The 23,705-nt window shown below is 32.7% G+C and carries 23 protein-coding genes and 2 tRNA genes; 9 read left to right on the forward strand and 16 right to left on the reverse strand.

What is annotated here, in order from left to right; translation table 11 throughout:
* Window positions 1-34: 34 nt before the first annotated feature.
* Entirely contained in the window at window positions 35-1,174 is a 1,140-nt protein-coding gene (gene folK / locus NAT47_RS00860; protein ID WP_250579500.1) for a 2-amino-4-hydroxy-6-hydroxymethyldihydropteridine diphosphokinase, read from the forward strand.
* 167 nt (window positions 1,175-1,341) lie between these two features.
* Here the strand turns inward: folK and NAT47_RS00865 are convergent, their stop codons facing one another.
* On the reverse strand, window positions 1,342-1,869 hold the full coding sequence (locus NAT47_RS00865; RefSeq protein WP_250579501.1) for an RNA methyltransferase: 528 nt from the start codon (window positions 1,867-1,869) through the stop codon (window positions 1,342-1,344).
* 129 nt (window positions 1,870-1,998) lie between these two features.
* Here NAT47_RS00865 and NAT47_RS00870 point away from each other — a divergent pair, with 129 nt between their 5' ends.
* The 5 genes from NAT47_RS00870 (at window position 1,999) to NAT47_RS00890 (ending at window position 6,349) form a co-directional block, all read left to right on the forward strand.
* Window positions 1,999-2,808: a tetratricopeptide repeat protein gene (locus tag NAT47_RS00870; protein WP_250579502.1), complete on the forward strand. Its 810-nt coding sequence runs from the start codon at window positions 1,999-2,001 to the stop codon at window positions 2,806-2,808.
* A 225-nt stretch (window positions 2,809-3,033) separates the two neighbouring features.
* The gene (gene mutS / locus NAT47_RS00875) at window positions 3,034-5,601 is read left to right on the forward strand and encodes a DNA mismatch repair protein MutS (RefSeq protein WP_250579953.1); all 2,568 of its coding nucleotides are present in this window, start codon (window positions 3,034-3,036) and stop codon (window positions 5,599-5,601) included.
* Between the two features lie 152 nt (window positions 5,602-5,753).
* Window positions 5,754-5,826, forward strand: a tRNA-Gly gene (locus NAT47_RS00880).
* Window positions 5,827-5,852: 26 nt separating this feature from the next.
* Window positions 5,853-5,938: transfer RNA gene (locus tag NAT47_RS00885), tRNA-Leu, on the forward strand.
* Between the two features lie 57 nt (window positions 5,939-5,995).
* Window positions 5,996-6,349 carry a YegP family protein gene (locus NAT47_RS00890; RefSeq protein WP_250579503.1) on the forward strand — a complete coding sequence of 118 codons (354 nt, stop codon included), beginning with the start codon at window positions 5,996-5,998 and terminating at the stop codon, window positions 6,347-6,349.
* Window positions 6,350-6,399: 50 nt separating this feature from the next.
* Here NAT47_RS00890 and NAT47_RS00895 read toward each other — a convergent pair whose 3' ends face one another.
* The 5 genes from NAT47_RS00895 to NAT47_RS00915 all read right to left on the reverse strand — a co-directional run bounded on the left by NAT47_RS00895 (window position 6,400) and on the right by NAT47_RS00915 (window position 10,949).
* On the reverse strand, window positions 6,400-6,615 hold the full coding sequence (locus NAT47_RS00895; protein ID WP_250579505.1) for a hypothetical protein: 216 nt from the start codon (window positions 6,613-6,615) through the stop codon (window positions 6,400-6,402).
* A gap of 96 nt (window positions 6,616-6,711) precedes the next feature.
* The gene (locus NAT47_RS00900; protein ID WP_250579507.1) at window positions 6,712-6,918 is read right to left on the reverse strand and encodes a hypothetical protein; all 207 of its coding nucleotides are present in this window, start codon (window positions 6,916-6,918) and stop codon (window positions 6,712-6,714) included.
* Window positions 6,919-7,082: 164 nt separating this feature from the next.
* Window positions 7,083-9,236, reverse strand: coding sequence for a S46 family peptidase (locus tag NAT47_RS00905; RefSeq protein WP_250579509.1), 2,154 nt, complete (start codon window positions 9,234-9,236; stop codon window positions 7,083-7,085).
* Between the two features lie 10 nt (window positions 9,237-9,246).
* Complete coding sequence (locus NAT47_RS00910) at window positions 9,247-9,696, reverse strand: GNAT family N-acetyltransferase (protein WP_250579511.1); 450 nt, start codon at window positions 9,694-9,696, stop codon at window positions 9,247-9,249.
* Window positions 9,696-10,949, reverse strand: coding sequence for a 3-deoxy-D-manno-octulosonic acid transferase (locus tag NAT47_RS00915; RefSeq protein WP_250579513.1), 1,254 nt, complete (start codon window positions 10,947-10,949; stop codon window positions 9,696-9,698). Before NAT47_RS00915 ends, NAT47_RS00910 begins: the two co-directional genes overlap by 1 nt.
* A 270-nt stretch (window positions 10,950-11,219) precedes the next feature.
* On the opposite strand from NAT47_RS00915, the gene NAT47_RS00920 reads away from it, so the two are divergent.
* Entirely contained in the window at window positions 11,220-12,347 is a 1,128-nt protein-coding gene (locus NAT47_RS00920; RefSeq protein ID WP_250579515.1) for a DegT/DnrJ/EryC1/StrS family aminotransferase, read from the forward strand.
* Window positions 12,348-12,412: 65 nt separating this feature from the next.
* On the forward strand, window positions 12,413-13,429 hold the full coding sequence (galE, locus tag NAT47_RS00925; RefSeq protein WP_250579516.1) for a UDP-glucose 4-epimerase GalE: 1,017 nt from the start codon (window positions 12,413-12,415) through the stop codon (window positions 13,427-13,429).
* A gap of 23 nt (window positions 13,430-13,452) precedes the next feature.
* Here galE and NAT47_RS00930 read toward each other — a convergent pair whose 3' ends face one another.
* From NAT47_RS00930 to NAT47_RS00975, 10 genes are all read right to left on the reverse strand, one after another.
* Window positions 13,453-13,707, reverse strand: coding sequence for a hypothetical protein (locus tag NAT47_RS00930; protein WP_250579518.1), 255 nt, complete (start codon window positions 13,705-13,707; stop codon window positions 13,453-13,455).
* 44 nt (window positions 13,708-13,751) lie between these two features.
* On the reverse strand, window positions 13,752-14,432 hold the full coding sequence (locus NAT47_RS00935; protein WP_250579520.1) for a peptidoglycan DD-metalloendopeptidase family protein: 681 nt from the start codon (window positions 14,430-14,432) through the stop codon (window positions 13,752-13,754).
* A gap of 103 nt (window positions 14,433-14,535) precedes the next feature.
* A complete protein-coding gene (clpX, locus tag NAT47_RS00940; protein WP_250579522.1) occupies window positions 14,536-15,768 on the reverse strand; it encodes an ATP-dependent Clp protease ATP-binding subunit ClpX in 1,233 nt (410 codons plus the stop codon).
* A 72-nt stretch (window positions 15,769-15,840) separates the two neighbouring features.
* Window positions 15,841-16,497 carry an ATP-dependent Clp endopeptidase proteolytic subunit ClpP gene (clpP, locus tag NAT47_RS00945; RefSeq protein WP_250579524.1) on the reverse strand — a complete coding sequence of 219 codons (657 nt, stop codon included), beginning with the start codon at window positions 16,495-16,497 and terminating at the stop codon, window positions 15,841-15,843.
* A gap of 161 nt (window positions 16,498-16,658) precedes the next feature.
* Complete coding sequence (tig, locus tag NAT47_RS00950) at window positions 16,659-17,984, reverse strand: trigger factor (RefSeq protein ID WP_250579526.1); 1,326 nt, start codon at window positions 17,982-17,984, stop codon at window positions 16,659-16,661.
* Window positions 17,985-18,085: 101 nt separating this feature from the next.
* Window positions 18,086-18,430, reverse strand: coding sequence for a phage holin family protein (locus tag NAT47_RS00955; protein WP_250579528.1), 345 nt, complete (start codon window positions 18,428-18,430; stop codon window positions 18,086-18,088).
* 79 nt (window positions 18,431-18,509) lie between these two features.
* Window positions 18,510-20,075 (reverse strand): G-D-S-L family lipolytic protein, encoded by a 1,566-nt coding sequence (locus tag NAT47_RS00960; RefSeq protein WP_250579530.1) that lies wholly within the window; start codon window positions 20,073-20,075, stop codon window positions 18,510-18,512.
* 17 nt (window positions 20,076-20,092) lie between these two features.
* Window positions 20,093-21,346, reverse strand: coding sequence for an OmpP1/FadL family transporter (locus NAT47_RS00965; RefSeq protein WP_250579532.1), 1,254 nt, complete (start codon window positions 21,344-21,346; stop codon window positions 20,093-20,095).
* Window positions 21,347-21,464: 118 nt separating this feature from the next.
* A complete protein-coding gene (locus NAT47_RS00970; protein WP_250579954.1) occupies window positions 21,465-22,226 on the reverse strand; it encodes an alpha/beta fold hydrolase in 762 nt (253 codons plus the stop codon).
* A gap of 4 nt (window positions 22,227-22,230) precedes the next feature.
* Window positions 22,231-22,944: a pyridoxine 5'-phosphate synthase gene (locus tag NAT47_RS00975; protein ID WP_250579534.1), complete on the reverse strand. Its 714-nt coding sequence runs from the start codon at window positions 22,942-22,944 to the stop codon at window positions 22,231-22,233.
* 93 nt (window positions 22,945-23,037) lie between these two features.
* Between NAT47_RS00975 and NAT47_RS00980 the strand changes: the two genes are divergently transcribed.
* Complete coding sequence (locus NAT47_RS00980; RefSeq protein WP_250579535.1) at window positions 23,038-23,697, forward strand: CBS domain-containing protein; 660 nt, start codon at window positions 23,038-23,040, stop codon at window positions 23,695-23,697.
* The last annotated feature ends 8 nt before the right edge of the window (window positions 23,698-23,705 follow it).

Raw genomic sequence — 23,705 nt, forward strand, 5'->3', positions numbered from 1 at the left:
TTAGAAGTCTAAAATTGTTTGTTATTTTGCCAATATGAGTCAACATCAAGTTATTTTATCTCTAGGAAGTAATCAAGGCAATCGCTTAGAAGCGATTCAGTCTTGTATCGATTTGATTCATAGTGAAGTAGCAACTGTTGTAAAGGTTTCTAAAGTTTATGAAACACCGGCATGGGGTTTTGAAAGCGAATCTTTTTATAATGCTGTAATTTTGATTCATACGACAAAATCGGCTCAAAAAATATTGAATCAGGTTTTGAAAGTAGAGAAAAAGTTAGGTAGAGCTCGTTCTAAAGATTCGGGTTATCAGGCTAGGATAATTGATGTAGATATAATCGCTTTTGATGAAGAGATTATTTCAACCGAAAATCTGCAAGTTCCTCATCCGTTAATGCAAAACCGAAAATTTGTGTTACAGCCGATGTTAGATTTAGGATTGAATTGGGAACATCCTCTTTTGAAGAAATCCATTTCTCAATTGTTAGCTCAAACGGAAGATACAAGCGAAATAAAAGCAATTCATTCTATAATTTCACCAATTGAAAAACTCCAATTACAGCAATTCAATTACATCGCCATTGAAGGTAATATTGGAGCAGGAAAGACCACTTTATCAACCAAATTATCAGAAGATTGTAACGCAAAATTAGTGTTAGAACGCTTTGCCGATAATCCGTTTTTGCCAAAGTTTTACAAAGACCAAAGTCGTTATGCGTTTCCGTTAGAAATGTCATTTTTAGCGGATAGATACCAACAATTATCAGATGATTTAGCGCAATTTGATTTGTTTAAGGATTTTGTGGTGGCAGATTATCACATTTTCAAATCACTAATTTTTGCCAAAGTAACCCTTCAAGAAGACGAATACCGTTTGTACAAAACCATGTTTGATATTATACACAAAGAAATGCCAAAGCCAGATTTGTACGTGTATTTGTATCAAAATACGGAACGTCTTTTGGAAAATATCAAAAAACGTGGCAGAAGTTACGAACAAGAAATTCCAGCCGATTATTTAGAAAAAATCAATCAAGGCTACTTAGATTACATCAAAACACAAACCGATTTGAATGTGTTGATTATTGATGTTTCTGATTTGGATTTTGTAAAAAAACAGGAAGATTATGTGTTTTTGTTGAATGAAATTAACAGAAAAATTGCATTAGAACGCTGATAAAACTAATGCTGCGCAATGTTAATTTCAACGTATTTTTTCCCCAAAACTTGTTACGCTGAAAGGCTCTCTTTTGACTTAATTAAACACGAATTTTACGAATTATCACAAATTCATAGCGTCTTTTGCGAAAAAACTTTGCTTCTTTGCGGTTAAATAAAAATTTTCTAGCGAAGCTTCTGAAACAAATCCCAAATCACAATTCCAGCACTCACCGAAATATTCAACGAATGTTTACTTCCCAATTGCGGAATTTCAATCACGCCATTGCTCAAATTAATCGCTTCTTGAGAAACGCCTTTCACTTCGTTTCCAAAAATTAAAGCGTATTTTGTATTGGTTTCAGGTTGAAAATCATCCAACATGATTGCATTTTCAGTCTGTTCAACTGAATACACTTTTACATTTTCTTGTTTCAATTGATTTACCACTTCTAAAACGTCTTTTGCGTATTCCCAAGCAACAGTTTCTGTAGCGCCAAGGGCTGTTTTGTGGATTTCTTTGTTGGGCGGAGTAGCCGTAATACCACACAAATAAATCTTTTCAATCAAAAAAGCATCCGAAGTTCTAAAAACCGAACCAATATTATGCAAACTTCTAATATCGTCTAAGATTACAATAATGGGTGTTTTTTGAGCTTCTTTAAACTCGTTGATGTTTTTGCGTTCTAATTCTGCGTTGGCTAATTTTCTCATGTGGCAAAGATATTTTATTGAGTTGAAGTTTCAAAGTTTCATGTTTCAAAGTTTGTGTTGTGAAATAATTAACAACTTAATAACAGCAACCTGAAATGATGCTTTGTAAATTGGCAAAAAAAATATTGTATGAAATTCGTATTTGTTTTATTTAGTTTGTTTTCCTTTTTTGGATTTTCTCAAAATTCAAATGCTTCAAAGGAAGTTCAAGAAAAGCAGGAGTTAATAGTAAAAGAACATCTTAATGATTGTGCTAAACATTATGATTTTAGAATTTTAATGTCTGAACGTCAAAAATGTTTAGATGCAGGTTTAGCTAAAGATTCAACGATAGCTTATTTGTGGCAACAAAAAGCAATGCCGTTATTTAAAATGAGAAAATACGAAGCAGGAATGGTTTTCTTAGATAAAGCGGTAAAATACGACGAAAGAAGATGGTTAGATTATAGAGCATTCATAAAATGTATTTTTGTTAAAAGTTATAAGGATGCTATTGTAGATTTTGAAAAATGTAAAACTTTATTTGGGAATTCGTATGTTATGGATCATAGTTATGATTTTCATATCGCCCTAAGTTATTTACAATTAAACGAATTTGAAAAAGCTGAAAAAATTTTTAAAAAGGATACAGATGATCAAAAGGAGCGTTTAGGAGAAGCACATCATTTGGATTTATTTTACTACGGAATTTCACTTTATGAACAAAATAAATTTAAGGAATCAATTGAAATTTTCAATCGAGCTTTAATGCAATATCCAAATTTTTCTGATGTTAAGTTTTATAAAGCAATTGCAATGATTAGAGAAGGACAACCCAGAGAATTGGCAGATATGTTACTCGAAGAAGCGAAAAAAGATTTAGAAAAAGGATACACAATTAATGAAGACCAAGTTTTTTATGAAATGTATCCCTATCAAATTAGAAAATTAATAAACTAAACCATTTTGTTCATAAAAGCCTTTGCAAACTTTGCGAAAACTTTGCCTCTTTACGTTAAAATTTGAAATCGAAATTAAACTTGTATTTGAACTTGAAAATTGTTGTTGCTCTTGCCCTTGAAATTGTTTTTGATTTTCATACCTTCGCAATCATACTTAAAATTTTTAATTGTGGCGAAAAAATCTGCAGCAACTCCTGATAAAGCACCCAAGGAAACCCCTTTAATGAAACAATACAACGAGATAAAAAATAAATATCCCGATGCGTGTTTGTTGTTTCGTGTGGGCGATTTTTATGAAACTTTTGGAGAAGATGCTGTTCGTGCCGCAGGAATTTTAGGTATTACTTTGACGAAGCGAGGAGCTGGAAGTGACAGCGAAACCGCCTTGGCAGGATTTCCGCATCATTCTTTAAATACCTATTTACCTAAGTTAGTTAAAGCGGGACTTCGAGTAGCGATTTGCGATCAATTAGAAGATCCAAAAATGACGAAAACCATTGTAAAACGTGGTGTTACAGAATTGGTTACTCCAGGTGTTTCGATGAATGATGAGGTGTTGCAGTCGAAGTCGAACAACTTTTTAGCATCAGTTCATTTTGGAAAGAAAACGGTTGGGGTTTCATTTTTAGATGTGTCAACAGGCGAATTTCTGGTAGCACAAGGTAATGAAGAATACATCGATAAATTGTTACAAAACTTCCGCCCGAGTGAAATTTTAATTCCAAAACAGTTTAAAAATCAATTTCAATCTGTTTTTGGCGATGATTTTCATACCTTCTTTTTGGAAGATTGGGTGTATAAAGAAGATTATGCCTTAGAAAGTTTGACGAAACATTTTCAAACCAATTCATTAAAAGGTTTTGGAGTAGAAGAATTAACGGAAGGTTTGATTGCCTCAGGTGCGGTTTTGTATTATTTGTCGGAAACGCAACATAATAAAATCCAACATATCACGAATATCCAGCGGATTGCCGAAGATGCTTACGTTTGGATGGATAAATTTACTATTCGAAATTTAGAATTGTATCACAGTTATAATCCTAATGCGGTGACGCTTTTAGATGTAATTGATAAAACGCTTTCACCAATGGGAGCAAGGCTTTTGAAACGTTGGTTAGCACTTCCGTTGAAGGACATTGCAAAAATCAGAAGTCGCCATGAAGTGATTTCGTATTTGAAAGCCAATCCAGAAGTTTTACAACAAATTCAATATCAAATCAAACAAATTTCCGATTTGGAGCGTTTGATTTCAAAAGTAGCTACAGGTAAAATTTCGCCAAGAGAAGTCAATTTCTTAAAAGATTCGTTAGATGCTATTATTCCAATTAAAACCTTGGCTTTAGAAAGTTCGAATGAGGCGTTGCGAGTAATTGGCGATAGTTTACATGCTTGCGAATTGTTGCGAGAAAAAATCAAAACTACTATTCAAGAAGATGCGCCAGTAAGCGTGAATAAAGGAAACGCAATTGCTGTTGGAGTTCATTCTGAATTAGATGAGTTACGTGCAATTTCATCTACTGGAAAAGGATATTTAGAAGAATTAGAGCAAAGAGAAAGCGCTGCTTCTGGCATTCCTTCTTTGAAAGTTTCGTTCAATAACGTTTTTGGTTATTACATCGAAGTTCGAAATACACATAAAGACAAAGTTCCAGTAGAATGGATTCGTAAGCAAACCTTAGTGAATGCTGAGCGATATATTACTGAAGAACTAAAAGAATATGAATCTAAAATTTTAGGTGCCGAAGAAAAGATTCATCAATTAGAAACGCAGTTGTTTGAACAATTGGTGAATTGGATTGCTACTTACATCAAACATGTTCAGTTAAATGCGAATTTAATTGCGCAATTGGATTGTTTGACCTCTTTCACGCAATTAGCGATTGATAATAAATACGTTTGTCCAGATTTAGATGAAAGTTTCGATTTGGAAATTAAAGACGGTCGTCATCCTGTAATTGAAAAGCAATTGCCTGTTGGTGTGCCATACATAACGAATGATGTTTATTTAGATAGAGAAACCCAACAAATCATTATGATTACCGGTCCGAATATGTCGGGTAAATCGGCAATTTTACGTCAAACGGCTTTGATTGTGTTGATGGCGCAAATGGGAAGTTTCGTTCCAGCAGAAAGCGTTAGAATGGGTGTAGTAGACAAAATTTTTACCAGAGTTGGAGCAAGCGATAATATTTCGATGGGTGAATCTACTTTTATGGTGGAAATGAACGAAACCGCTTCGATTTTGAACAATATTTCCGAAAGAAGTTTGGTCTTGTTAGATGAAATTGGAAGAGGAACTTCAACCTATGACGGAATTTCGATTGCTTGGGCGATTTCAGAATATTTGCACGAACATCCAAACAAACCTAAAACGCTTTTCGCTACGCATTATCACGAACTAAACGAAATGGAAGTTACGTTTGAACGCATTCAGAATTATAATGTTTCAGTAAAAGAATTAAAAGATACGGTTTTATTCATTCGTAAATTAGTGAAAGGCGGAAGTGCACATAGTTTTGGAATTCATGTAGCAAAAATGGCAGGTATGCCTCAAATTGTAATTCAAAAAGCACAAAAACTATTAAAGCAATTAGAAAAAAGACATTCGAGTGAAGAATTGTCTGGAATTAAATCGGCAAATGATGAACTGCAATTGAGTTTCTTTAACTTAGATGATCCACTTTTGGAAGAAATTAAAGAAGAAATCGTGAATATTGACATCAATACATTAACTCCAGTAGAGGCTTTAATGAAGTTAAACGAAATTAAACGAATGTTGGTAAAAAAATAATTTTAAATAAATTATTCGTTATCAAAAGGTTAAAGAAAAGTTCTGAAAAAGTTTTAATTTTTATTTAAAAAGTGCTTGCAAGAATAAAAATATGTTCTATATTTGCACTCGCAATACGGAACAAGTATGGCAAAGTTCTAAAAAAACGCAATGCGAAAATAGCTCAGTTGGTAGAGCGCAACCTTGCCAAGGTTGAGGTCGCGGGTTCGAACCCCGTTTTTCGCTCAACACTACCAAATTAAAATATTTTTGCTCGAGTGGTGGAATTGGTAGACACGCTGGACTTAAAATCCAGTGGGTAGTAATGCCCGTGCGGGTTCAAGTCCCGCCTTGAGTACAAAAAGCTTCAAACTATGTTTGGAGCTTTTTTTGTTTATAATCTTTTAAAAATAAAATGGGAACTTTTGTAATTAGCAAACGACTTAACGGAAATTATAAATACGAGTTTGTATCTCGAAAAGGGAAAGCCATTTTTACGAGTAATGATTTCGAGTTGCGATTTGAATGCGAGGAAGAGATTGAGCGTTTGAAAGTTTCTATTGATAAATGCGTTTTTATGCGTTTTAAATCGTCTAGTGGCAAGTTCTTTTTTAGATTGATATTAGATGAGCATGAAATAGCTGTGAGTCGAAAATATACAACTCAGTTGTTGCTTCAAAAGGGGATTGATGAAATTGTTAAGTATGCAGGCAAAGCAGAGTTTTTAGATTTCTCTTTAGGGGACAATATTTTTAATGACGCTCAATAACAAAAATTAAATTCTAAAAAAAAAGACTCTGAACAACCAGAGTCTTTTTTTTATTCATCTACTTTTTTAAGTTCTACTTTAACAGCTTCCTTAAGTGCGGCTGCAGTAGAGTCTACAGTGTTTGTAACTGAATCAGTAACAGTTTCAATTTTTTCATTAACTTCAGTTTTAGTCGAATCTATTGTGTTTTCAACTTTGTCTGTAGTTTCTTTGCAGGAAACAAATGTTAACGATGTAAGGATTAGGCTTAATGCAATTTTTTTCATTTTTGAATTTTTATAGAATTAATTGGTTCAAAAATACGAATTAAAATAAAAAAAAGCCCCACAAAGTGAGGCTTAATTTTTTCTGTTAGCAATAAATTACTTTGCAGGTGCAGCTTCAGTAGCTGGAGCAGCAGTAGCAGCAGAATCAGCAACTACAGCAGTAGAATCAGCAGCAGGAGCTTCTTCAACAGCAGGAGTTTCAACTACAGTTGAGTCAACAGCTGGAGTTTCTTCAGCAGCATTTTCTTTACATGAAACGAACATAGCAGCAACGATTGCTAAACTTAAAACAACTTTTTTCATCTTACTAAATTATAAAGGTTAATTATTAATTCGGAGCAAAGATATAAATTTTTTAACATGTCAAAATATTTTTAGACAAATTTTTTTATTTTTTTTTCTTTGGATTCCGAAATGCATTATTTCAAATTACGTGCCAAAATTATTTTTTTTGAAAAAAAATGTAATTATTTGGTTTTTTGTGACTTAGGGTAAATAATTGTCATTTCTTCAATAAGGTTTTTAGCACCTGCGTATTTATCGATTATGAATAAAATATAGCGAGCATCTACCATGATGTTTCTACAGATTTCTGGACTATAATAGATGTCACTCATAGTACCCTCCCAAACTCTATCAAAGTTCAATCCGATTAGGTTTCCTTTTGCGTCTAAAGCCGGACTTCCTGAATTTCCGCCAGTAGTATGATTTGTAGCTATAAATGCTAATGGCATTTTACCATTTTTATCAGCATATCTTCCATAATCTTTTGCATTATACAAATCGATTAATTTTTTTGGAACATCAAATTCGTAATCGCCCGGAATGTATTTTTCAATAACACCATCTAAATAACTTACAGGTTCATAAATAACGGCATCGCTTGGCTTGTATCCTTTTACTTTTCCATAGGTTACACGTAATGTACTGTTAGCATCAGGGAAAATTCTGTCGTTAGGGAAGAATTCCATAATTCCTTTCATGTAGGTTCTTTGTAATGCAATGTTTTTCAAATTGATTTCGTCAAACTTTGGCGCTACATTTTTTTGGTAACTATCTGCAATCGATTTAACCAATTGATATCCTTTATCTTGATTTAATTTTTCTAAAACTAATTTGGCATCACCATTCAATAATTCTTTCAAACCATTGAAGTTAGTTAATTTCGAAGAACCAAAAACACTTGCTGTTAGATCGGTAGCATTAATTTTAATTAGTGTTTCTGGTAAAAATTGTTTTGGAGACTTATTAGCATATAAATGGATTAGTTGTTCAAACACTTTCTCATCCACTTGAGCGCTATAATCTTTATATAAACCTTCGAATCCTGAAATTAAATTGCTTTTTCTATCATTGAAAGCTTGCTCGCCTCTTGTATTATAAACTTGTTCTAATTGGTATAAACGGTATCCAAAAGATAAAATTTCTGAATTACGTAAAACTACTTCCGTAAAGTAATCTCTTGCAATAGCATATTCTCTAATTTCTTTGTAGTTCTTTTCGAAATCAGCTAAAATAGTTCCGTATTCGACTTGTTTGCCAGCTTTATTTACTTTTTCTTGAAATTTCTTTTCGAAATCTTGTTTAAAGGCAACTGCATTCGACTTTTTCAAACCTTTAGTTTCGCCAATCCATTTTTTCCAATAATTGGCAACACCTGCGTATTTTGAGGCATATTGAATTTTAATGGCATTGTCTTTTCTCATGAAACCATCTTGCACTTTTAAAGCGGCATCACGAATTTCAATTTTAGCCGGATTCAAATCATTTACAATTTGTTCTACGGCGAATGAAGGTAAATACTCCTGAGTTCTTCCAGGATATCCCATTACCATAGTAAAATCGTTTTCTTGAATTCCTTTTGCAGAAACTGGGAAAAAGTGTTTTGGTTTGTATGGAACGTTGTCTTTTGAATATTCAGCAGGGCGATTGTTTTTGTCTGCGTAAATTCTAAATAAAGAGAAATCTCCTGTGTGACGAGGCCAAACCCAGTTATCAGTATCCGAACCAAATTTTCCTATTGAACTTGGTGGTGCACCTACTAAACGGACATCCTTAAATGTTTCAGTTACGAATAATAAGTATTGGTTTCCGTCATAAAAAGCACGAATCATTATATCTTGCCAAGATTCTTTTTGGAAACTTTTGCTAACTGTTGCAATATTTTGTTGGATTCTTTTTTGTTTGTCGCTTTCGGTTGGAAGGTTTAAAACACCTTCAAAGATTTTGTTGGTAACATCTTCAATTTTGATGATGAAAGTTACCGTTAAATCTTTGTTTGGTAATTCGTCTTCCATTTTGTAAGCCCAAAAACCATTCGTTAAATAATCATGTTCAACTGTAGAATGACTTTGAATATTGTCATATCCACAGTGGTGATTGGTTAATAAAAGTCCTTTTGGCGAAATCATTTCTGCTGTACAACCGCCATCAAAATGAGGAACAGCGTCTTTTAAGCTGGAATTATTTACCGAATAAATATCATCGGCACTAATTTTCATTCCCAAGGCTTTCATTTCTTTTTCGTTGGTTCCTTTCAATAACGAAGGAATCCACATGCCTCCTTGTTGCGCTTGAACTTGGAAAACAACTAAAACAAGTAGTAATTTTAAAAATTTCATAGGTTTAATTTTATTTAGTGACTTTGTACTTCATTAATTTTCTGTTGTGAATTTCAAAATCGTGTGCAAGATACAATTTTTGAGCCTTTTCGTTATGAGGTTCCACTTCTAGATAGAGTAATTTTAACGATAATTTAGGAACTTCCTGCTGAATAAATTGAATCGCTTCTTTTCCAAAGCCTTTTTCGCGAGCGGTTTCTTTGATGAATAATTCTTCTACAAAAGCAATTTTTCCGCCATACTCAAAACTGAAAATAAAAGTCAGAATGATGTAACCTACAATTTCATTTTCAGAATAAATCAACCAAGATTTACCAAGAGGTTCATTAGAAATAAATTCTTGAAATAAAGTTTTCGTTACTTCAATATCCATCGGATAATTGTCAATTGCGTGGAAATCTTGCATCATTTGGGTTATGATTTCAATATCTGCAATTTCTAATGGTTTGAAGGTTGTCATTAGTTCAAAATATGATTCATAATCGTTTGTGTAGCTCCTTTATTCATTTGAACAAACGTGCTGCAAATGTGCCCCTTTTCTAATCGTTCGTCTTCATTGTGAAGTAATAAATCAAAAGCTTCATTTAATTGAGTTTGATTCTGAATCGAAATACAACCTTCCATATTTACCAAAGCTGTTGCTTCAACAAAATGCGAAAAATTTGGACCAATCACTACCGGAACTCCAAAAGTCGCCGGTTCCAAAATATTATGAACACCTGGATTTCCGAATCCGCCACCCACATAAGCAATATCGGCATAGGAGTAAATTTTGGTTAAAATTCCAATGGTATCGATGATGAAAACCTGAAAAGTCTCTATTTTGTCATGATGATCTTCTTTCAGCATCTCATCTTTTTCCGAATATAAAATCGTTTTCTTTTGAATTTGATTTTTGAGATTTGAAATTTGCTCTTGTTTGATGTTATGCGGTGCAATAATAAATTTTACATCATCCGAACTCTGATTGATGTAATTCACCAATAAACTTTCATCTTTTGGCCACGAACTTCCAATGACGATGGTAGTTTTGTTATTTTTGAATTGTTCGATAAAATCCAATGAATTATCACGTTCTAATATCGAAACCACACGATCAAAACGGGTATCGCCAGAAACTTTTACATTGTTAAATCCGATAGTTTGTATAAGATTTTTTGAACTTTCATTCTGAACAAAAAAGTAATCAAATGTTTTTAAGGCATTTCTGTAAAATCCGCCATACCATTTAAAAAACGCCTGGTTTTCTCGTAAGATTCCAGAAATCAGATAAGTTTTGATATTTTGATTTTTAAGTTCATTCAAATAGTTTGGCCAATATTCGTATTTAATGAAAAACGCCATTTCGGGATGAACTAATTTGATAAATTGTTTTGCATTTGAAATTGTATCTAACGGTAAATAAATCGTTACATCAGCAACCGTGTTGTTTTTACGGACTTCAAAACCAGAAGGTGAAAAAAAAGTAACCACAATTTTGTGATTTGTGAATTGTTGTTTGATTGCTTCAATTACGGGTAAACCTTGCTCATATTCGCCTAAAGAAGCCGCATGGAACCAAATCGTTTTATCGGAAGATTGAATTGAATTCGCTAATGTTTTGAAAACCTTCTTTCTTCCGTCTACAAAAAGTTTCATTTTTGGACTAAAAAGCGCAATTATTTTAAGTAATTGTGAAGCTAAAATTACAATTAAATTATATATTTGAGTCATGCCTAAGATTAAGGTTATAAAAGTACAATTGTTTCATCAAATAAAAAAAACATGAAATTGATTTCAAAACAAATGGCAGTTCTAGCAGTTGTCTATTTTATATCTATGTTGGCAATAAATAAATATTTTTTTGAAGAAGAGTTTAATTATAAGTCTCTTGTAAAGGCAATTCTTTCAACTATATTTTTTTGTTTATTTATCTATTTTTTGAATAGAAAGAAATCTACATCTAAAGATAATTAGTAATTTTGCAAACTGAAAATTTCAAATATGAGAAAATTACAAATGGTTGACTTAAAAGGTCAATACGAAAAGATAAAAGAAGAAGTAAATGCTTCGATCCAAGAGGTTTTAGATACAAATACATACATTAACGGACCTTTAGTTCATCAATTTCAGGCAGATTTAGAAAAATATTTAGATGTAAAACACGTGATTCCATGCGCTAATGGTACTGATGCGTTGCAAATTGCCATGATGGGGTTAGATTTAAAGCCTGGTGATGAGGTTATTACGGCCGATTTTACTTTCGCAGCTACGGTTGAAGTAATTGCTTTGTTGCAATTAACTCCGGTTTTAGTGGATGTGGATATGAACAATATGAACATTTCATTAGACGGAATTCGTAAAGCCATTACGCCAAAAACAAAAGCAATTGTTCCAGTGCATTTATTTGGTCGTGCTGCCAATATGGATGCGATTATGGAAATTGCAAACGAACATAATTTATATGTTATTGAAGATAATGCCCAAGCCATTGGCGCGGATTATACTTCAAAAAATGGTTCTAAAAAGAAAGTAGGAACTATTGGACATGTAGCGGCAACATCGTTTTTTCCATCTAAAAATTTAGGTTGTTATGGTGATGGAGGTGCTATTTTTACCAATGATGATGCTTTAGCTCATAAAATCAGAGGAATTGTAAACCACGGAATGTATGAAAGATATCACCATGATGTGGTAGGAGTGAATTCACGCTTAGATAGTATTCAGGCCGGAGTTTTAAAAGCGAAATTGCCTCATTTAGATGCTTATAACAAAGCACGTCAAGAAGCAGCAAGAAAGTATTCTGAAATTCTTGGAGAAAACCCTAATATTTGGGTGCCCACTATTTGTGAATCTTGTGATTGTCACGTATTTCATCAATATGTAATTCGTATTATGAATGGAAAACGCGATGGTTTATTGGAACATTTACAAGCAAAAGGAATTCCTTGTGCTATTTATTATCCAATTCCATTACACAGTCAAAAAGCATATGCTGATTCGCGTTACAAAGAAGAAGATTTTCCAGTTACGAATCAATTAGTAAAAGAGGTAATCGCATTGCCAATGCATACGGAATTAGATGACGAACAAATTAAATTTATCACAGACGCTGTTTTAGAGTACGTGTAATAGTGCTCAGTATCGGTATTCAGTCTTATTTACTGTTTACTGCGACTGTCACTGAAAATTAAAATATGAAGATATTAGTTACAGGAGGTTTAGGTTTTATAGGTTCTCACACTGTTGTAGAATTACAAAATGAAGGTTTTGAGGTAATTGCTGTAGATAATCTTTCCAATTCATCAATAGATGTTTTAGAAGGAATTGAGCGCATTACGGGTAAAAAACCGTTGTTTGAAAACATTGATTTACGCGATAAATTAGCAGTTCAAACTTTGTTTTCAAAATTTCAAGATATTTCGGGAGTAATTCATTTTGCTGCTTCAAAAGCGGTTGGTGAAAGTGTTGAAAATCCGTTATTGTATTATGAAAACAATATCAATTCTCTAGTTTATTTACTGCAAGAATTACAAAAGAAATTAGAATCAAATTTCATTTTTAGCTCATCTTGTACGGTTTACGGTCAAGCCGAAAAAATGCCAATTACAGAAGACGCTCCGATACAAGTTGCGATGTCGCCTTATGGAAACACGAAACAAATTGGCGAAGAAATCATTACTGATGTTGTAAAAGTTACGAATATCAATTCTATTTTATTGCGCTATTTTAATCCAATAGGAGCACATGCCTCTGCTGAGATTGGAGAGTTGCCAATTGGAGTTCCGCAAAATTTAGTTCCTTTTATTACACAAACCGCTATTGGGTTGCGTGAAAAGTTATCGGTATTTGGCGATGATTATCCAACTCCTGATGGAACAGCAATCCGTGATTATATTCATGTAGTAGATTTAGCAAAAGCTCATGTAGTTGCATTAAAGCGATTATTAAATAAGAAAAACAGTAATAAAGTAGAAACTTTTAATATTGGAACAGGTAAAGGAAGTTCGGTTTTGGAAGTGATAACTGCTTTTGAAAAAGTTGCCCATCAAAAATTAAACTATCAAATTGTAGGTAGAAGAGAAGGTGACGTAATTGAAGCTTATGCAAACACTGATAAAGCAAATACTGTTTTAGGTTGGAAAGCACAATCTACTTTAGAAGAAGCTTTAGCAAGTGCATGGAAATGGGAACAAAAAATAAGAAATAAATAAAAAAATCCTCATTGAGGATTTTTTTATTCTTCAACAGATTCTTTTACTTTTTTAGCGCCTTCTTCCACTTTTTCAGCTCCTTTAGCAATAATGTGTTTTGCTTTTTGACCTATTTTAGAAGAATCAATAGCTTTTTTAGCTTTTACTTTTGCTGAATCTGCAGTTAGTTTAATATCAGATTCAACGGCTTCTGTGGCTACCTTTACTTTTTCTTTTGTTTCTTCTCTGCATGAGAATAAAATGGTCGCTAAAGCTATTCCATAAAATACATTCTTCATAATTTATTTCTTTATTAGTTTAACTTCACAAAAGGGATGCCAATTTATTTTACAATCTTCAAAAGAATGTTCGGATCAGGGCAATTTGATTTGTAAAACGGCAACGTTTTTTCACTACATACTCCAGGATAATCTCCAACTTTTCCTTCCATATCAATAATGATTTGAAAATGCAAGTGAGGTGCATAATCGCCATTTATAGGTGGTAGTCCTAAAGTAGCAATTCGTTCTCCTTTTTTTACGATATCACCCACTTTTTTCCCAATTAAACATGCTTCGCTTAAGTGACCATAAAGCGTATGGAATTTAATCCCTTCTATTTCATGTGATAAAATAATGGTTGGGCCATAATCACCTAACGCAGTATTGTTTTGAAAGCTGTGAATACTTCCATCTAATGCAGCATGAATTGTGGCTGATTCATTCATCCATAAATCTAAACCGATATGAATATTGCGTTCGTCTGAATTAGTATTTTTAAAAACTGTACTTCTTTGGTATAAATTTCGGGTTTCAATATAGCCTCCAAAAGCAATTTTACCTTTATTTTTATCTAAGTGATTTTGAATGAAAATTTCATAATCTTGAGCGGTTTCTAATTTATGTTGATTCAACTCAGGATTCGTTACAGATAAATTCAAGGGAACATAGTCAGAATAATCGATTCCAGGTGAAATAACTTTAGCAGCTTCAATAGATTTAAATAAAGTGATTAGATTTTCCATAGTTTTTCTTTTCTCAAAAATAAAAATTCCTCACAAATAATACTTTATGAGGAATTTTATTTTTTAAAACATTTTGTGTAGTGAAACAGAAATAGCCACTTATTTACGAAACTGCTTTTAACCGTTGTAGTAAATTTTTACTCAAACTATTTTTGGCATAATCCTTAGTAACTTGTAAATGTTTGTCTTGCGAACTTGGTAATTCGTACATAGCGTCTGTTAAGATGGCTTCACATAATGAGCGTAAACCTCTGGCGCCTAATTTATATTCCAAAGCTTTTTCAACGATGTAATCTAAAGCTTCTTCTTCAAAATGTAATTCCACTTCATCCATTTCAAACAATTTTTGATATTGTTTTACTAAGGCATTTTTAGGCTCGGTTAAAATAGCTCTTAACGTTTTTGCATCTAAAGGATCCATGTGGGTGAGAACAGGTAAACGTCCTATGATTTCTGGAATTAAACCAAAATCTTTTACATCTTTTGGAATTAAATATTGTAATAAATTATCCTTGTCGATAGCATCTGTATCTTTTGAAGAACCATAACCAACTGCTTGTCTGTTTAAACGTTTAGAAATAATGCGTTCTATTCCGTCGAAAGCACCACCAGCAATAAATAGAATGTTTTGCGTGTTCACTTCTACAAATTTTTGATCTGGATGTTTTCTTCCTCCTTTTGGTGGTACATTAACAACAGTTCCTTCTAATAACTTCAACAAGGCTTGTTGTACTCCTTCACCCGAAACGTCACGAGTTATTGATGGATTATCGCTTTTACGAGCTATTTTGTCAATTTCGTCAATAAATACGATGCCTCTTTCAGCTTTGGCTACATCATAATCAGCCGCTTGTAGCAAACGAGTTAAAATACTTTCTACATCTTCTCCTACATAACCAGCTTCGGTTAAAACAGTTGCATCCACAATAGCCAAGGGAACATTTAACATTTTTGCAATAGTTTTTGCTACTAATGTTTTACCTGTTCCGGTTTGCCCTACCATTAAGATGTTACTTTTTTCGATTTCAACTTCGTCTTCTAATTGGGTTTGCATTAGACGTTTGTAATGATTGTAAACCGCAACACTCATTACTTTCTTTGTTTGGTCTTGTCCAATTACATAATCATCTAAAAACGCACGGATTTCTTTTGGTTTTAAAAGAATTAAATCGGCAATCAAATTCGAATTACCTGATTGTTTTAATTCTTCTAATACAATTCCGTGTGCTTGTTCGATACACTTGTCGCAAATATGCGCATTAATCCCTGCAATTAATAAATCGGTTTCAGGCTTTTTTCTTCCGCAGAATGAACACTCTAATACTTCTTTAGCCATTTTTTAGTGATTAGTGAAAAGTGATTAGTAAGTAGCTTTTCACTAATTACTAATCACTAATTACTTTTTAAATTATCTTGTTAACACTTCATCTATCATTCCGTATTCTTTTGCTTCAGCAGCAATCATCCAGTAATCTCTTTCGCTGTCTTTATAAACTTTATCGTAAGGTTGTTTTGAATGATGAGAAATGATTTGGTATAATTCTTCTTTTAATTTCAACATTTCTTTCAAGTTGATTTCCATATCAGTTGCTACCCCTTGTGCGCCTCCTGATGGTTGGTGAATCATTACTCTTGAATGTGGTAAAGCCGAACGTTTCCCTTCCGCTCCTGCACACAATAAAACGGCTCCCATTGAAGCTGCCATTCCGGTACATATAGTTGCTACATCAGGTTTTACGAATTGCATGGTATCATAAATTCCTAATCCGGCATAAACACTTCCTCCTGGTGAATTGATATAAATACTGATGTCTTTAGAAGCATCAACACTTTCTAAAAACAACAATTGTGCTTGAATAATATTGGCTACATAATCATCAACTCCCGTTCCTAAGAAAATGATTCTGTCCATCATTAATCGAGAGAAAACGTCCATTGAAGCTACGTTTAATTGACGTTCTTCAATGATATAGGGCGTCATACTACTAACAATTTTATCGTAATACAAACTGTTTACTCCATGATGCTTGGTAGCATATTTTTTGAATTCTTTTCCGTAGTTCATAATTTTTTGTTTAAATGTTTAGCGTTTAAAAGTTTAAATGAATAGAACTAAAAAACAATATAATTTGTAAGGTTATCTCTGTATTGGTAAAATCAAAGGTTTTCAATAAAAAAGCGCCAAAACTAGTTTGACGCTCAAAGATAATTATTTTTTACGATAAATTATTCTCCGTACATTTCTTTGATGAATTGTTCGTAATTTACTTCTTTAGTTTTAGCTTTTACTTTCTCTTTGTAAAGACCAAGTAATTTTTCACTCATCACTTGCTCTGATAAACGTTTTACTTCATCTTGGTTTGACATTACGCGAGCTACAATTCCGTTGATTTCATCTTCTGATGGATTTAATTGACCAAATTGTGCCATTTGTTTCTTTATTAAATCAGCAGTATGTGATTGTAAATCTTCGAAAGTAATTTGTAAATTATTATCTGCTAATACTTTTCCTTCAATTAATTGAAAACGTAATCCTTTTTCAGATTTTGCATATTCCTCTTCAGCTTGTTCAGCAGTTAAAGGTGTTTCACCTACATTTTGAATCCATCTTTTTAAGAATTCAGCAGGTAAATCAAATTTCGTAGTTTCGATTAAGAATTCGGTAACATCATTTAAGAATTTTTGATCCGCTTGTTGTGCAAATTGTGCTTCAGCATCTTCTTTAATTCTTGCTTTTAAATCTTCTACAGAGGAGATAACTCCAGGACCGAATAGTTTATCAAATAATTCTTGGTTTAATTCTGCTTTTTCAACTGAGTTGATTTCCTCAATTGTAAAATCAACATTGATATCTAAACCATGTACATCATCATGGCCTACTTTTAAATAATCCATTAATTTGTGGTCATCGTCAAATAAACCTTTAGTTCCGATAGTCACCACATCACCTACTTTTTTCCCGATGAAAGCTTTTGCAGCTTTTTTATCAGCAAAAATATCTAAAGCAAAGTTAGCTGGAGCGTTGATTCCTTTTTCTTCATTAGTAAAAGTTCCTCTTACTTCATAGTCTGCTTTTACTTCAGATTGAGAAATTAATTTACCATATTGTTTTTGGATTCTTTCTACTTGGTCATTCAACATTTTATCATCAGCAATAACATTGAATTTTATGATATTATTTTTAGCAGTTAAATCAACTGAAAATTGAGGTGCTAAGCCTAATTCGAAATCAAAAGATAAATCATCATTATCCCAGTTGAAATCCTCATTTACTTTTGGAAGTGGATTACCAAGTATATCTAATTTCTCAGCTACTAAGTAATCGTTTAAAGAGGATTGTAAAATTTTATTCACTTCGTCTAACAATACTGCTTTACCATATTGTTTGTGAATTAAACTCATTGGAACAGCTCCTTTTCTAAATCCAGGGATGGAAGCATTTTTTCTATAATCAGCTAATACTTTTTCTACTTTATCAGAGTAATCTTCTTTTGTAATTGCTACTGTTACAATAGCATTTAAGTCATCAACTTGCGTTTTTGTAATGTTCATTATTTCTTTTGTTTAAGTACCATAAAATTTGGGTTGCAAAATTATAGAATTTTTACAACCCAAACAAGTTTTTAATTTATTGAAATTCAATTCGCTAAAAATTAACTTTCACTTATAAATATTTTATTTAAAATAGATTGAATAATGGATAATAAAATACTGAACAATAAAGCACTAATAAATCCATCAACATAGAATTCTGCAATGAAATAATCACATATTAATATGATGATTGCATTGATTACAAGTAGGAATAAACCTAAAGTGAAAAAGGTGACTGGAATTGTAAGTAAAATCAGTATGGGTTTTAAAAATGTATTTAATAATCCTAGCACGACAGCGACCATAAGCGCACCTGTTAAGTTGGTTACATGAACACCGGGAAGAAAATACGATAATACAAAAACTATAATTGTACTGATTAATAATTTGATAAGTAAATTCATTTATGTTAAAAATTAAAATTTAAAATTACAAAAAAAGGCATCAATTATGATGCCTTTTATAGAAATATTAATTGTAAAATTAGTTTGAACCTACGATATTAATTCCTGGGAAATAATTTACATAATGTAATGGTAAATTGGCATTGTAATGACGATTGATTACTTTGATAATTTCATTTGCAATAACTGCATAACCACGTGCATTAGGATGAACACCATCTAAAGAAAATAAAACTTTACTTTCAGATGTTACTCCACTAAAATAATTTGCTGTGTAAACTTGGCCAGTCTCAATTCTCAGTCCAGTTACAAGTTGATTCAAGATAGAATTCATGTCTGCAACAGCAAGGTTTTTTGAAGCTGCTATAGAAATAATAGCGCTATTGTATGCTGCTGTAGCATTAGCAACCTTTGTTTTTTCAGTTGAAGTTAAAACCCATTTGTTAGCCATTGGGAAAGTTACCCCGTTAATGTTAATTGATGTAGAAGGAGAAGAAGTATTTACGGTTCCAATCACTGATGAAGCCGGAAGTACTATTAAATCATTAGCCGTTGTTTGACGAGCTTTTCCAAAAACTTGTCCAAAAGCAGTTGCAGTTGGAGCTCCTAATGTTGGTGTTAGAGCAGCTGCAATTTGTGCTGATCTATCTGTAGCATCAACATCAATAATCAAGATTGGATTTGCAGATGTTGCAGATAATGGATTAACACGATTTGGTTCTCCTAAAGCTGTAAATATGGCATCTAAATTATTATAAAGTTGAGCGTTTAATGTAGCTATATTAGTTGCTCCCCCAAGTGCAGATGGAGATAACGGTGCAAATGGCACAGTTGTAAAATATGGAATTGATGTCACGCTTGGAATAGTTGCAACAACACCTTTAGCACCATTAGCAGTTAAAGTGTTGATGATTGTAGAATATACACCAGCAAAAGTAGTTGCATTTGTAATATCGTTACTTCCATAAGTAGAAGGGGTCGTATTTCCAGTTTCGTTGTGATCTGCTGCAGGAGTATTTCCATTGGATTGAGCACCACCATTTGTTGCATAAGAAAGTACGTCATTTGCTCCAATCCAATTGGTAAAGAAAGTAGGATTTTTTGTCATTGCATCTCCTAAAACCGTTGCATTTGAGGAAGTTGCATGTCTCACGAAATATGGATTTGCTTGACCAAGTGCTAATCCAGCAGGGTTTCCATAACCCGGTGCTAACAAATGAAATGATTTAGCTCCAGGAACACCCATGTTATTGAAAGCTGTAGCCTGAGGAGTTAATGTAATAGTTGGTGTTCCTGCAATATTTTCCGGTCTACCTTGAGAAGCATCAATTACTAATCTTGTTGGTGCTAAACCTTGAATACCTCCTAAATTATTTACGTCTTCTGCATATGAAGGTTGTGTAAATTCTCCACCTCCTACAAGAGCAAATTTTTGAGCTAATAAATTTGGGAATGAATAAGTTTGTCCAACACGAGAAACCGTTCCATCCATATAACCTGCTGTTAATGAATTTCCAACAGCTACATAAGACGTAAAGTTAGCATCACCTGAAGTGTAATCAGCATTTACGTTGTTTTCAAATTCTGGCTCACAAGAAGCAAAACCAGCAGCTAAAACAGCTAGATATATAAAATTATTTTTCATTTTTTTTGATATTAATATTAGAAACCGTAAGTAATTCCTATCCCTGGAGAGAAAACCACTGATTTGTATGTTCCTCCAAAATTAGGGTTAGGTTGTTGTGTTATTGGGTCAACAGAATGATTATAAGAATTGTCAATTTCATCAAAATGTAAGTATAAGAATGAAAAATCTATTCCTAATTTGTTATTTAATTGGTAAGTTAAACCTCCAGTATATCCCATAGAGTCATTTCTAGGAGTCTCTGGAGCGAAATAGCCGTCTTGAACAGGGCTCTCATCTACATACCAACCAGCTCTGAATGTGAATTTATCATTGGCTTTATATTGAGTACCTAATCTATAAGTGCTAGAATTTTTATAGTTTCTAGGGTTTAATGATTCAGAACCATTACCAAATTTAACGTCAAGTGCTTTGTAAGCACTCCACATTGTTCTGTTGTAATCAAAAGCTAAAAGCCATTTGCTGGTAACTTGATATGACAAACCTACAGTTAATTCCGCAGGTAAAGGAAGGTCAGCATCAAAAGTAGTATTGGATAATAAAGATTGAGCAAAATCTGGAACATCTGCATAAGTTGCATCACCATCTCTAGCTTCCATCATAATTTCGGATCTATAGTTCATACCTATTCTTAGTTTATCACTTGGATTAAACATAAATCCTGCAGTGTATCCTAATGCTGTGATGCCTTTAGCATCTAAATTTACATCAGTGCCACTTCCGTTAACAGAGAATAAAGGGTTCATAGATAAATTTCTGTTGAATTTAACAGATCCATTAGCAATAATAGGTCCACCACCAATACTAAAATGTTCTCCAACTCTTACAGAAATTGTAGGTTGAACAAAAATTGCTTGTAAGTCAATATTATTAACCAAGTGAGCTCCTTGCCAATCTTGATCCCATTCAACAGCACTACCATAAGGAGTGTAAACAGCTAAACCAGCAGTAAGCCAATTATTAATTTTGTAAGTTGCGTATACGCTGAAAGGAGTCCCAATATTCTTTGTTTCCGCTTCCCAATTATACATTGAGTTTTGAAACTTAGTGTTAGCGAAAAGTCCGTTTCCTCCAACAGATAAATTAAACTTTTTGTCTAAGTACGCCATTCCGGCAGGATTGAAAAAGGCAACTTCTGCACTATTTACTACGGCAACTCCTGTATGCCCCATAGCTAATTGTTTTTGACCTTGAAGACTTACTCGATATCCTCCTGCAAATACAGTCGAGCCAGCCAAAGTCAATAATGTTAAAGAAAGTAATTTTCTCATAATGTAAAATGTGTTAGTTTTTCTTTATTTGTAAAATCTCAGATTCAAAATTAGAACAAAATATGAATTTTACAATTTTTTTAACTAAAAAATTATGCATGCATAATTTTTTGATTAATTATTTGATAAAATCTATTACATAGTTAAAAAAATCATTTGGATTTTCTGCATGCAACCAATGTCCAGCATTTTTCACAGTTTCAATTTTTGCCAATGGAAAATGATGATAAATAGTTTCAAAATCACCATCTAAAATATAATCTGATTTATCACCTCTTAAAAATAGCGTTTCTTTTTTAAATTCGTTTTCAAAAGGTAATGCTGTTCCTATAGTTTCAATTTTTTCGTTGAAAACTTTTAAGTTAAATCGGAATGCTAATTGCTCTGGGGTGGCCCAATACAAATTTTTTAGTAAAAATTGTCGGGTTCCAAAATCTGTTATGTATTGCGAAACAATTTCTTCTACTTCGCTTCTGTTGGGTTTTTTTGAAAAGTCAACGGCATTTAAAGCAGCTAATATTTTTTGGTGATGTGGTGCGTAGTATTTTGGACCAATATCGGCCACAATTAATTTTGAAACCAATTCAGGATGTTTCGTTGCTAAAAGCATCGCCACCTTTCCACCCATTGAGTGTCCTAGGATGATAATATCTTTCAATTGATGATATTCGCAATATTGTTTGATATCTTCGACCATAATTTCATATGAAAAATCATCAGAATGAAAACTTTTCCCATGATTTCTCAAATCTAGTGCATGCACTTGAAAACCTTGATTAGCAAATTGAGTTCCTAGTGTTTTCCAATTATCAGACATACCTAGAAAGCCATGAACAATTATAAAGGGTTTTCCTTCTCCTTCAATTCTTGAATGTAACAACATCTTATTTTAATTTTTGAAGATACATATTCACTACATTATCTAAACCTAAATATAAGGATTCCGAAATTAAAGCATGACCAATAGAAACTTCAAGTAAACCTGGAATATTATCTTTGAAAAACTTGATGTTATCTAAACTCAAATCATGTCCAGCATTAATTCCTAATCCTAATTCATTCGCTTTTAAAGCCGCTTTTACATAAGGTTCAATTCCGTTTTTATTTCCCAAACCATATTCGTGTGCAAAAGATTCGGTATACAATTCAATTCTTTCTGTTCCTGTGGCTTTTGCTCCTTCAATTATGCGCTCATCAGGGTCTACAAAAATAGAAGTTCTGATTCCGTTTCGTTGAAATTCTTGAATTACTTCTGATAGGTAGGATTGGTGTTTTATGGTGTCCCAACCCGCATTGGAAGTCAAAGCTCCAATAGCATCTGGAACTAAAGTTACTTGAGTTGGTTTGCATTCTAAAACCAAATCAATAAAATTATGTTGCGGATTTCCTTCAATATTATATTCTGTGTAGACAACCGATTTTAAATCGCGCGCATCTTGATAGCGAATGTGTCTTTCATCGGGTCTTGGATGTATGGTGATTCCATCGGCACCAAATTTTTGAATGTCTTTTGCAACTTTCAATAAATCAGGAACATTTCCTCCTCTTGAATTACGAAGGGTCGCAATTTTATTAATATTTACCGATAACTTTGTCATAATAATTTTAATTTATACAAAAATACAAAGTATAAGTTAGCTAGCATGTGGTATTTTTTGATTATTTTGCGATATATTTTCACCACATCTAAAATGAACAATTTAACAAGCTACATCAATAACGAAGTTAAACCACTTAAACACACCGATTCTATAGCGGATGCTCAAGATTTGTTTTTAGATTTTCCCTATACTCACTTTCCCATAACTGAAGATGGAATTTACATAGGTTGTGTAAACAAAGAAAGTGTAGAATTATTAAATAGTAGTGCTATTATAAATGATAGTCGATTTCATTTTGAGCGTTTTTTTGTCCGTAATACAACTATTTGGTTAGATGTTCTAGAAATATTTGCCAAAAACGAAAGTAATTTGATTCCAGTTTTAGATGATAAAAATAACTATCTTGGATATTATGAATTAGAGGATGTGATTCGATTTTTTCACGAAACACCATTTTTAAAAGAAGAAGGAGGAATTATTGTAGTTAAAAAAGAATCGGATAAATTTTCAATGAGTCAGGTAGCACAGATTGTTGAAAGTAATAATGCAAAAATATTAGGGTTGTTTATATCAAATTTCATAGGGAATAAGGTTGAAATTACTATAAAAATTAGTCAAAGTGGTTTGAATGATATTATTCAAACATTTAGGCGTTATGAATATGAAATTGTTTCTGAGCATCAGGAAGATTCTTATTTGAACAGCTTAAAAGAACGTTCAGATTATTTAGATAAATACCTAAACATTTAATATAGTAC

Source organism: Flavobacterium fragile, assembly GCF_023634865.1.
Taxonomy (GTDB): Bacteria; Bacteroidota; Bacteroidia; order Flavobacteriales; family Flavobacteriaceae; genus Flavobacterium; species Flavobacterium fragile.